This window comes from Amycolatopsis sp. La24, assembly GCF_029087445.1.
Lineage (GTDB): Bacteria > Actinomycetota > Actinomycetes > Mycobacteriales > Pseudonocardiaceae > Amycolatopsis > Amycolatopsis nivea.
On the sequence record NZ_JARACH010000058.1, the window covers coordinates 48,706 to 59,027 of the forward strand.

General features: G+C 68.6%; 10 protein-coding genes. 6 read left to right on the forward strand and 4 right to left on the reverse strand.

The genetic code is table 11. The annotated features are described in order from the left end of the window. Positions 1-158: 158 nt before the first annotated feature. Complete coding sequence (locus PUT80_RS36430) at positions 159-1,085, reverse strand: diacylglycerol kinase family protein (RefSeq protein ID WP_037816524.1); 927 nt, start codon at positions 1,083-1,085, stop codon at positions 159-161. A gap of 357 nt (positions 1,086-1,442) precedes the next feature. On the opposite strand from PUT80_RS36430, the gene PUT80_RS36435 reads away from it, so the two are divergent. Then, on the forward strand, positions 1,443-1,925 hold the full coding sequence (locus tag PUT80_RS36435; RefSeq protein WP_037816520.1) for a hypothetical protein: 483 nt from the start codon (positions 1,443-1,445) through the stop codon (positions 1,923-1,925). 120 nt (positions 1,926-2,045) lie between these two features. Next, on the forward strand, positions 2,046-3,629 hold the full coding sequence (locus PUT80_RS36440; RefSeq protein ID WP_275294842.1) for an alpha/beta hydrolase: 1,584 nt from the start codon (positions 2,046-2,048) through the stop codon (positions 3,627-3,629). Positions 3,630-3,680: 51 nt separating this feature from the next. Here PUT80_RS36440 and PUT80_RS36445 read toward each other — a convergent pair whose 3' ends face one another. Beyond that, positions 3,681-4,163, reverse strand: coding sequence for a GNAT family N-acetyltransferase (locus PUT80_RS36445; RefSeq protein WP_037816515.1), 483 nt, complete (start codon positions 4,161-4,163; stop codon positions 3,681-3,683). 1 nt (position 4,164) lies between these two features. After that, positions 4,165-4,755 carry an acid phosphatase gene (locus tag PUT80_RS36450; RefSeq protein WP_037816510.1) on the reverse strand — a complete coding sequence of 197 codons (591 nt, stop codon included), beginning with the start codon at positions 4,753-4,755 and terminating at the stop codon, positions 4,165-4,167. Between the two features lie 86 nt (positions 4,756-4,841). Between PUT80_RS36450 and PUT80_RS36455 the strand changes: the two genes are divergently transcribed. Beyond that, a complete protein-coding gene (locus PUT80_RS36455; protein WP_037816508.1) occupies positions 4,842-5,318 on the forward strand; it encodes a hotdog fold domain-containing protein in 477 nt (158 codons plus the stop codon). A gap of 124 nt (positions 5,319-5,442) precedes the next feature. Beyond that, a complete protein-coding gene (locus PUT80_RS36460) occupies positions 5,443-7,065 on the forward strand; it encodes a GMC oxidoreductase (RefSeq protein ID WP_043832876.1) in 1,623 nt (540 codons plus the stop codon). Here PUT80_RS36460 and rfbC read toward each other — a convergent pair. Next, positions 7,062-7,670, reverse strand: a complete 609-nt coding sequence (gene rfbC / locus PUT80_RS36465; protein ID WP_275294843.1) for a dTDP-4-dehydrorhamnose 3,5-epimerase — start codon at positions 7,668-7,670, stop codon at positions 7,062-7,064. The genes PUT80_RS36460 and rfbC overlap by 4 nt on opposite strands. A gap of 373 nt (positions 7,671-8,043) precedes the next feature. Here rfbC and PUT80_RS36470 point away from each other — a divergent pair, with 373 nt between their 5' ends. Together PUT80_RS36470 and PUT80_RS36475 are read left to right on the forward strand one after the other, a co-directional pair. After that, positions 8,044-9,225 (forward strand): NADP-dependent malic enzyme, encoded by a 1,182-nt coding sequence (locus tag PUT80_RS36470; RefSeq protein ID WP_037816832.1) that lies wholly within the window; start codon positions 8,044-8,046, stop codon positions 9,223-9,225. Positions 9,226-9,332: 107 nt separating this feature from the next. Beyond that, positions 9,333-10,208, forward strand: a complete 876-nt coding sequence (locus tag PUT80_RS36475) for a TIGR03620 family F420-dependent LLM class oxidoreductase (protein ID WP_275294844.1) — start codon at positions 9,333-9,335, stop codon at positions 10,206-10,208. Positions 10,209-10,322 lie beyond the last annotated feature (114 nt).

Below are 10,322 nucleotides of genomic sequence, written 5' to 3' on the forward strand. Positions count from 1 at the left end.
CAAGATCGGTGAGTCAGCTCACCCGGCCGAGCTATGCCTCTGACCTGCGGTTTCGTTCTGAAAAGCTCCGCTCGCCGGAAGGCCGGTGCGGTGAACGGAGGGTTTGCGTCGCCGAGCGGCAGAACGCACTTTGCCGCGGGCGATCAGTGGTCGCTCGGCTACCCGACTACGGTGAGTGCATCCGGAACGCTCTGAAACTCGACCCGGGTGCGTTGTCCGACGAGGTCCCCGTCGACCTGGAAGTTGACCGGTTCAGCTGCGTCGATGCGGATCAGAGGCACATCGTCGCGACGGAGCAGACGGCGGCCGTGCTGATCGCTCTCCGTGAGCAGAGCTTGCCGTACATGCGTGAACACGGTGGGCAATCGCAGACCGTTCAACGCGAACAGGCCCAATCCGGTCTCGAACGAGCAGCCGGAGTTGAGGTGGACCGGACGTTCCCCGAGGTAAGTCCACGGATCGGTGTTCGACACGAACGCGGTCACCGCCTCGGCCGGTTCCTCGCCGGGGATCCGGACGGTGAGCGCCGGCCGCCCGAGCGGAGGGCGGAAGTAGGAGCGCACCGCGGCCCGCAGATAGAGGCTCGCGCTGGTTTGCTTGCCGCGTCGTTTCGCGACGCGGCCGACGACGTCGGCGTCCCAGCCGAGGCCCGCGTTGAAGGTGAACCAGTGCCCGTCGGCCAGTCCGAGGCCGATCCGCCGGGTCCGTTCGGTCTCCAGTGCGTTGAGCAACTGGTGGGTCGCCTCGACCGGATCGGCGGGAAGGCCGACCGCGCGGGCGAACACGTTGGCCGAGCCGCCCGGCACGACGCCGAGCATCGGGACGGACCCGGAGCGTCCGGGAGCGCCCGCGGTATCGGCGAGGAGACCGTTGACGACCTCGTTGACCGTGCCGTCGCCGCCGTGGGCCACGACCAGGTCGAAACCGTCGCGGGCCGCCGAACGGGCCACCGCGAGCGCGTGCCCGCGGTAGTCGGTTTCGACGACGTCGAGCTTCACCTGGCTGGCCAGCGCGTGCGCCAGCACGTCCCGGCCACCCGCGGTGGTCGAGGTGGCCTGGGGGTTCACGACGAGGATGGCGCGCACTACCGCAGGGTAAGTGCTTTCCGCCCGGCGGACGTACCTCCAGCGCCACATGGTGACGCGAAGCTCAGCCGCTCGCGCGCGCCGTCCCGGCTCGGTGACCTGTGGCGACCCTGTGGCGGGCGGTCCTCCTCTGCAGACGGCGAAAACTCCGCGCGTCGTGACAAGTGCACCCGGGCCGACCGCCCGCTCATCGACGACTACCCCGATTTTCTCCGCGGCCGCCGCCCCGGAAAACGGCCGACCGGGTGGCATACGATCAGTAGTGCTCACGCACGGTGACCCGCGCTGGTCGGGTGGCTGTGCCCCGGCGAAGCTCCCCGCAAAAGTCCCGCCCCAGCAGCTGAAAGGGCCGCGCCCGTGTCGCATCCCGAGAACCCGCCGCCCACCCCGTTCGAGGTCCGCCTCGCGGGCGTCCTGACCGGAGTGCCCGGGATCGGCCTGCTGGTCTTCGGCGTGGTGCTGCTGGTGCACGGGCTGCAGAACCCGCCGATCCCGGGCAACAACGTGTGGGCCGAGTTCGGCACGTACGCGGTGCTGGCGGTGGTCTTCCTCGCCGCCTCGGTCGGACTGCTGCTGGGCCAGACGTGGGCGCGGTCGCCCGGCGTCGTCGTGGCGCTGCTGCTGATCGGGGTCGGCTGGTACCTGCTCGGACCGTCCGGGCAGCCGCTGTGGGGCGTCCCGATCGGCCTGTGCGGGCTGGCGGCGCTGGTGCTGCTGTTCCGCCGCCCGTCGCGGGCGTGGGCGCTCGGAATGCACGACGACGAGACCGAGGAAGAAGCCGCCGAACGCGGCGGTCTCGCGGGGCGGCGGGCCGAGCGGGAGCGGCACGAACAGGACTGAACGACAGTGACGTCACGTCATAGCGGACAGGTGACGCGGCGGCACTGGTAGCGGCACCCCTCAGCCGATGGAATCGGGACTGCGCAACCGAATTCATCCGAATTCCGAAGAGGGGAACCCATGAGGAGACTGCGTCTCGTCGTGACCAGCACCGCGGTGGCGGGCGGGCTGCTTGCCGGGGCATTGCCCGCGGCCGCGGACGCCGCCGCGATCCCGGCCCGCTACGCCGGGCAGGCGCTGGACTGGCACGCCTGCGCGCCGGGCGAGCTGGCCGACCTGCCACCGGGCACCGACATCTCGGGCCTCGAATGCTCCGCCTACCGCACGCCCCGGGACTGGGACCGTCCGGCCGACGGGCAGTACCTGACCATCGCGATCAGCAGGCTCAAATCCACCGGGGCCACGACGGCGTCGGTGCTCACCAACCCGGGCGGTCCCGGCGGCGCCGGCCGCTGGTTCCCGGCGATGCTGCGCGGGCAGGGCAAACTGCGCGAGCACCAGGAGATCATCGGCATCGACACCCGCGGCACCGGCCGCAGCACCAACGTCACCTGCGGCGGCGCGGCCGACACCGGAGCCGATCTCGATCCCCGCGACCGCGATCCGCGCAATCTGAACCAGATCGTCGACGCGGTCCGGTACGTCGCGACCGCCTGCCACCGGGCCTCGGGCGAACTGGGGTCGCTGATCAGCACCTTCCAGAACGTCCGGGACCTCGACCTGCTGCGCACCCTGCTCGGCCGCGACCGGATCAACTGGATCGGGTACTCGGCGGGCACCTGGCTCGGCGCGCACTACGCCCAGCAGTTCCCGCAGCACACCGGCCGGTTCGTGCTCGATTCCTCGACCCAGTTCACCGGCTCCTGGCAGCAGTCGTTCGACTTCCAGCCGGCCGGCTACGAACGCCGCTGGCGGCAGGATTTCCTGCCGTGGCTGGCCCGCTACGACGCCAAGTTCCACTTCGGCACGACCGGCGAGGCGGCCCGGCAAACCTACGAAAGCGTCCGGTACGCGCTGACCCGCGAGCCGGTCGAGGTGAACGGCACGAAGCTCGGCGCGGTCGCGCTCGACTCCTTCATCGTCGGCGCGCTCAAGGCCAAAAGCCAGTTCCCGACGATCGCGACCGTGCTGGTCCGGGTCAAAACGCTGACCGACGCGCGGTCTTCGGCGCAGGTCAAGGACGACGCTCGCGCGGCGCTCGGGAAGACGTTGTCGGAGGCGAAGAACACGAGTCCGATGGGCGTCGCGGTTCAGGCCGGTGCGGACGACGCGATGGTGTCGACGTTGATCACGACCCTGTGCAACGACGGGCCGTGGAAGGGCAACCGGCAGTCGCTGATCCGCCGGTCGCAGGAGTATCTCGACCAGGGCGTGACCGTGCACAGTTCGTTGTGGATGTCTATGCAGGTCTGTGCCTTCTGGCCCGGGCAGCCGCGGCCGATGCCGGTGCTGGACGGGAAAGGCGTGCCGCCAGTGGTGATCGTCCAGTCCGAACACGACCCGGCCACGCCGATCGAAGGCGCCCGGAAGGCGCACGCCGCGTTCCAGAACTCGCGAATGCTGACCGTGACCGGGGAAGGCGACCACGGGATCTACGGAATTGGCGGGAACAAGGCCGTGGACAAGGTGGTCGACGACTACCTGGTCGACGGGGTGGTGCCGAGGGACCAGAGCCTGCCGGGGCTGCCGTTGCCCACGCCGTAAAAGCTCGTGCGCGCCTAAGCCGGTTAGAACCGGCCTAGGCGCGCACGAGTCTCACGCCTCTTTGGCCAGCACCTGCAACGGTTCGTCAGTCAGCCGGTACACCGACCATTCGTCCTGCGGCAGCGCCCCCAGCGCCCGGTAGAACCCGACCGCCGGGTTCCAGTTCAGCACCGACCACTCCAGCCGGTGATAGCCCTTGTCCACGCATTCCGCGGCCAGCGTCGCCAGCAGCACCTTGCCGAGGCCCGAACCGCGTTGTTCCTCGCGTACGTACAGGTCTTCCAGGTAGATCCCGTGCGTGCCGCGCCAAGTCGAGAAGTTCAAGAACCACAAGGTGAATCCGGCGATCTCGCCGTCCACTTCGGCCACGTGGCCGAACAGCGCCGGAGCCTCGCCGAACAGCGCGCCGTGCAGTTGCTCGGCGGTGAGATGGCATTCCTGCGGGGCGCGTTCGTACTCGGCCAGCGCGTAGACGAGCTCCACGACGGCGTCGACGTCTTCCGGCCGGATCCGCCGTACGCGGGGGTCGGTCACTTCATCCCTCCAACGCGGGCAGCAGGTTCAGATGTTCGATCTGCGGTTCGCCGCGCTCGTCGCCGAGCACCGCGAGACCGGCCGGGTCCAGTCCGAAGTGGACACCCGAGGTGCCGGGCAGGCCGAGCCAGCGCGCGACGAGCACGCGGCTGAAGTGCCCGTGCCCGACCAGGACGACGTCGCCGTTCTCGATTTCGCGCCGGGCGCGGTCGAGCACCTTGTCCGCGCGGGCCTGCACGTCGTCCGCGCTTTCGCCGCCGGGGACGGGGTGGGTCCAGACGGTCCAGTCCGGAACCGTCTCGCGGATCGTCGGCGTGGTGACGCCTTCGTAGTCGCCGTAGTCCCATTCGGCCAGGTCTTCGGTGACCTCGTCCACGCGCAGGCCGGCGAGTTCCGCCGTGCGCAGCGCGCGGCCGCGCGGGCTGGAAAGCACCAGCCCGGGTCCGCCGAGCAGAGTCCGCAGGGTGCCGCCCGCCGCGCGCGCCTGGTCCTCGCCCGCCGGGGTCAGCGGGATGTCGGTGCGCCCGGTGTGCTTGCCGTTCGACGACCATTCGGTCTGGCCGTGCCGGAGAAGAAAGAGCCGATGTGCCACGCGGCCGAATATAGCCGGGGCGGGTTTGCCCGGCAGGTTCGTCGTGTGTAAGGCTACTGGTGAGTAACTTCACCTGGGAGGTGCCGATGGGTACGCCGTCGACGTACGGGCTGTGGCGCAAACTGGCCGCGAAACCGGGCGGCAAGCAGCTGTTTTCCGCCGCGATGTGCCTCCGGGTGCCCTACTTCGGCACCGTGCTGCCCAGCATCCGGGAGATCCGTCCCGGCCACTGTTCGGTGACCGCGCCGAAGTGGTGGGGTGTCCACAACCACATCCGGACCTTCCACGCGATCGCCGCCTGCAACCTCGCCGAGATCGCGATGGGCATGCTGGCCGAGGCCACCGTCCCGGCCACGCACCGGTGGCTGCCCAAGGGCATGGAAGTGAGGTACGTCGCGAAAGCCGAAACCGGGCTCCGGGCGATCGCCGAATTGCCGGAGATCCCCGAGTTCGGCGACAAGGGATTCGATCTTCCCGTTCCGGTGCGGATCGTGGACGCGCGCGGGACCGAGGTCGTCACCGCGACGATCACGGTGTGGGTCACACCCCGGAAAGCGGCCTGACCGGCGAAAGCTGGACCTCCCGTTACCCCGGCCGAGTGAAACTTAACACCGTTTACTGGGCAAATGCGAATAGCGTTCGTTTTAGCCTTGCCAGGGTGCTCCGGGCCGCGTCAGCATGCCGGGCATGGCCTCCCTCAACCGTCGCCGATTTCTCGGCCTCGCCGCGCTGAACTCCGCCGCGGCCCTTGGACTGACCAGCATTTCGGCGACGACCGCGCGTGCGGCGACGCCTCCGCCGCTGCCGGACTACTCGCCCGCGGTGGTGATCGGCACCGGGTACGGCGCGGCGGTCACCGCGCTGCGGCTCGGCGAGGCGGGCGTGCCCACGGTGATGCTCGAAATGGGCCAGCTGTGGAACGAACCGGGCCCGGACGGCAAGGTCTTCTGCGACATGCTGAAGCCGGACCGGCGGTCGATGTGGTTCAAGAAGCGCACTGAAGCGCCGCTCGCGTCCTTCCTGTGGCTGGACGTCGCGAACCACGACATCGATCCGTACGCCGGGGTGCTGGACCGGGTGAACTACGGCGGGATGTCGGTGTACGTCGGGCGCGGCGTCGGCGGCGGGTCGCTGGTGAACGGCGCGATGGCGGTGCAGCCGAAGCGTTCATACTTCGAGGAAATCCTGCCGCGGGTGAACGCCGACGAGATGTACGGCAAGTATTATCCGCGCGCCAACGCGGGCCTCGGCGTGAACCACATCGACGAGGACTGGTTCGAGACCTGCAAGTCGTACCAGTTCGCGCGCGTTTCCCGGAAAGCCGCGCAGAAAACCGGGTTGAAGACGACGTTCGTGCCGAGCGTCTACGACTTCGAGTACATGAAGAAGGAAGAGGCGGGCACGGTCGAACGCTCGGCGCTCGCGTCCGAGGTCATCTACGGCAACAACCACGGCAAACGCTCGCTGGACAAGACGTATCTCGCCGCCGCGCTCGGCACCGGGCACGTGACCATCCAGACGCTGCACGAGGTCCGCGAGATCATCCAGCAGCAGGACGGCACGTACACGCTGGTGGTGCGCGAGTCCGACGCGCTCGGCAATGTGCTCGCCACCAAGCACTTGTCCACGAAGTACCTGTTCCTCGGCGCGGGCAGCCTCGGCTCGACCGAACTGCTGGTGCGCGCCCGCGACACCGGGCGGCTGCCGCGGCTGTCCGAAGCCGTCGGCCAGGGCTGGGGCACCAACGGCAACGTGATGCTCGGCCGCGCCAACCACGTGTGGGACACGACCGGCAGCCTCGAAGCGGGAATGCCCGCGCTCGGCATCGACGACTGGGACAACCCGACGCATCCGGTGTTCGCCGAGATCGCGCCGGTGCCCGCCGGGCTCGAAACGTGGGCGAGCCTGTACCTGGCGATCACCAAGAACCCCGAACGCGGCCATTTCGCCTACGACGCGGCCAGCGATTCGGCGAAACTGCAGTGGTCGCCGGACCAGGGGCAGCCGTCGATCGACGCGGCGAAATCGTTGTTCGACCGGATCAACAAGGCGAACTCCACGATCTACCGCTACGACCTCTTCGGCGACACGCGGGCGTTCGAGAACCGCTTCACCTACCACCCGCTCGGCGGATTGGTGCTCGGCGAAGCGACCGACGACTACGGCCGGGTGAAGGGGTACCGGAACCTGTATGTGACGGACGGTTCGCTGATTCCGGGCAGCACCGGCGTGAACCCGTTCGTGACGATCACCGCGCTGGCCGAGCGCAATATCGAACGGGTCATCGCCGAGGACGGCGTGCGCGCCTAGCGGTGCGCTGACCGCAGCTTTTCGTAGTACGCCGCGCAATCGGCGTACGACGGCAGCAGGCCCTGGTCGAGCGCTTCGGCCAGGGTCGGCGCTGCTTTGTCCTTTTCGGACACAATGGGGGCCAGTCCGGTCGGCCACGGCAGGTCCAGCGCCGGGTCGAGCGGGTTGATGCCGTGCTCGCCCGCCGGGTTGTACGGCTCCGAGCAGAGATACGCCATCACGGTGTTGTCTTCCAGCGCGATGAAGGCGTGCCCGATGCCTTCCGCCACGTAGACCGCGCGGAACTCGGCCGCATCGAGCCGCACCGCGTCCCATTCGCCGAACGTGGGCGAGCCGACGCGCAGGTCCACCACCACGTCCAGCAGCGACCCGCCCGGGCAGTAGACGTACTTCGCCTGGCCCGGCGGAGTGTCGGCGAAATGCACGCCGCGGATCGAGCCCGCGCGCGAAACGCTGTGGTTCGTCTGCGCGACCCGAAGCGGATGCCCGGTCGCGCGGACCATCGCCTCTTCCTGGAACGGCGCGACGAACAGTCCGCGTTCGTCGGGAAACACGCGCGGGACGAACTCGAACGCGCCGGAGACCTTGAGCGGGCGGAAGTCCATGGCTGCCACCCTATCGAGTGCGTTTCCCGGACCCGGAACGGAACTGCTTCCGAAACCGGACGGACGTCTTGGGAATCGCGAATCTGTGACATGAGCCGCACCGAGGGGTCGGGGCCGACCGGGGGCCTGTCATGATTGACGGACCGCAGCGTCGGCGGCCATCGCCACACCCCACGGATCGGATGGCCGCGCAGACGCCTCGCCGACAGGCCGGCGCTACCGCGCTGGGCTGCCGTCCGGAGGACGAGTTCCCACTCTCGACGGGCGCTTGCTCGCCCGTCGACCAGGTGGTCCCCCGCTCGCAGTCCCAGGAGTACGTTCGATGACCCAGACCCATCCGCCCGCTTCCCTCGATCCCACGACAGGTTCTCCGATGACCGACCAGGCCAGCAGCGTCGCGGCCGTGACCGACGCCGAGATCTTCACCGGGCACGAGGGCGGCAAGCTCTCCGTGGCGGCGACCCGGCCGATCTCCGACCCGCGCGACCTCTCGATCGCCTACACGCCCGGCGTGGCGAAGGTGAGCCGCGCGATCGCCGAGGACGCGGCCAAGGCGAAGCGGTACACCTGGGCGGACCGGCTCGTGGCAGTGGTCAGCGACGGCACCGCGGTGCTCGGCCTCGGGGACATCGGCGCGAGCGCGTCGCTGCCGGTCATGGAGGGCAAGTCGGTCCTCTTCAAGACCTTCGGCGGGCTGGACTCGATCCCGCTGGTGCTCGACACCACCGACGTCGACGAGATCGTCGAGACCCTGGTGCGGCTGCGCCCGTCGTTCGGCGCGGTCAACCTTGAGGACATTTCCGCGCCGCGCTGCTTCGAGCTGGAGGACAAGCTCAAAGAGGCGCTGGACTGCCCGGTCATGCACGACGACCAGCACGGCACCGCGATCGTCACCCTCGCCGCCCTGCGCGGCGCGAACCTGGTGCTCGACCGCGACATCGCCGGCGAGCGGGTCGTGGTCTCCGGTGCCGGCGCGGCTGGGGTGGCCTGCGCGAAAATCCTGCTCGCGGCAGGCGTCGCGGACGTGACGGTGCTCGACTCGCGCGGCATCGTGCACGCCGGGCGCGACGACCTGAACCCGATCAAGCGGCAGCTGGTCGAGACCACGAACAAGGCCGGGCTCACCGGCGGTCTCGCCGAGGCGCTGCGCGGAGCGGACGTGTTCCTCGGCCTGTCCGGTGCGACGATCGACCCGTCCCTGCTGTCGACGATGGCGGACGACTCGATCGTGTTCGCGCTGTCCAATCCGGACCCCGAGGTGCACCCTGCGGTCGCCGCACAGCACGCGGCGATCGTCGCGACCGGGCGGAGCGACTTCCCGAACCAGATCAACAACGTGCTGGCGTTCCCCGGCGTGTTCCGCGGCGCCCTCGACGCAGGCGCGCGGTCGATCACGGAGAACATGAAGCTGGCGGCCGCGGAGGCGATCGTGGCGGTGGCTTCGGATGATCTGGGGCCGGATCGGATCGTGCCCAGCCCGCTGGACCCGCGGGTCGCGCCTGAGGTGGCGGCCGCGGTGGCCAAGGCGGCTGAGCAGGACGGCGTGACTGGCTGAGGTTTTTCTTGGGGAAGGGCTCTCCGGCTTTCTGGTGCCGGGGAGCCCTTCTTTGTGGGCTTCTTTTGGACTTGCCAGTCCATTTTTTCGCCGCCACGGTGGTCTTCATGGAGATCGGATTGCGTGGGTACGGCGTGTGGCAGGTCGGGGCGTTGACTACTCCGGCGATGGCTGCGGAGATCGAGCAGTTGGGGTATTCGGCGTTGTGGCTTGGCGGGCCTGGGGTGGATCTGGCCGGGATTGACGAGCTGCTGGCGGCTACCGAGTCGTTGGTGGTGGGGTCGAGCATCGTCAATGTGTGGTCGGGGGATCCGGCGGTGTTGGCTGAGTCCTATCAGCGGGTGGCTTCGCGGTTTCCCGGGCGGTTTGTGCTCGGGATCGGGGCTGGGCATCGGGAGCAGTCGGCGGGGTATGAGCGGCCGATGGACGCGGTTCGGCGGTTTCTTGATGTGCTGGATGCCGGTGGGGTGCCGATTTCCGGGCGGGTGTTGGCTGCGCTGGGGCCGAGGATGTTGGAGTTGGCTGCGGAGCGGGCTGGCGGGGCGGTGCCTTATTTGGTTCCGCCTCGGCATACTCGGGTCGCTCGGACGGTGTTGGGTCCTGGTGGGTTTTTGGCGCCGGAGCAGAAGGTTGTGGTGGGTTCGGATCTGGTTCGGGCTCGGCGCGTGGCTCGGGGGCGGGTGGAGAATCCTTATTTGGGGTTGGGTAATTACACTCGCAATTTGCGGCGGTTGGGGTATTCGGATGAGGATTTGGCCGGGTCTGGGTCTGATCGGTTGATTGACGATTTGGTGGCGTTGGGGAATGTTTCCGCGATTGCTGCTCGGTTGGGGGAGCATCGGGCGGCTGGGGCGGATCATGTTGTGGTGCAGGTGGTTACGGAGAAGTATCAGCTGCATCCTGGGTTGCCTGGGGTGCGGTTGCAGGTTTATGACGATGAGGTGGTGGGGGTTTATCGGGGGTTGGCTGGGGAGTTGTTTTAGTCGGCTCGTCGCCTGGCGGCGACATTGCGCCCATTGTTGCGGTGGGCACCCCGAAGCTTGATTGTGCTGACGGTCTGGGGTGGCTTGTCAAGGCGGGAAAGATGCCTTGACAAG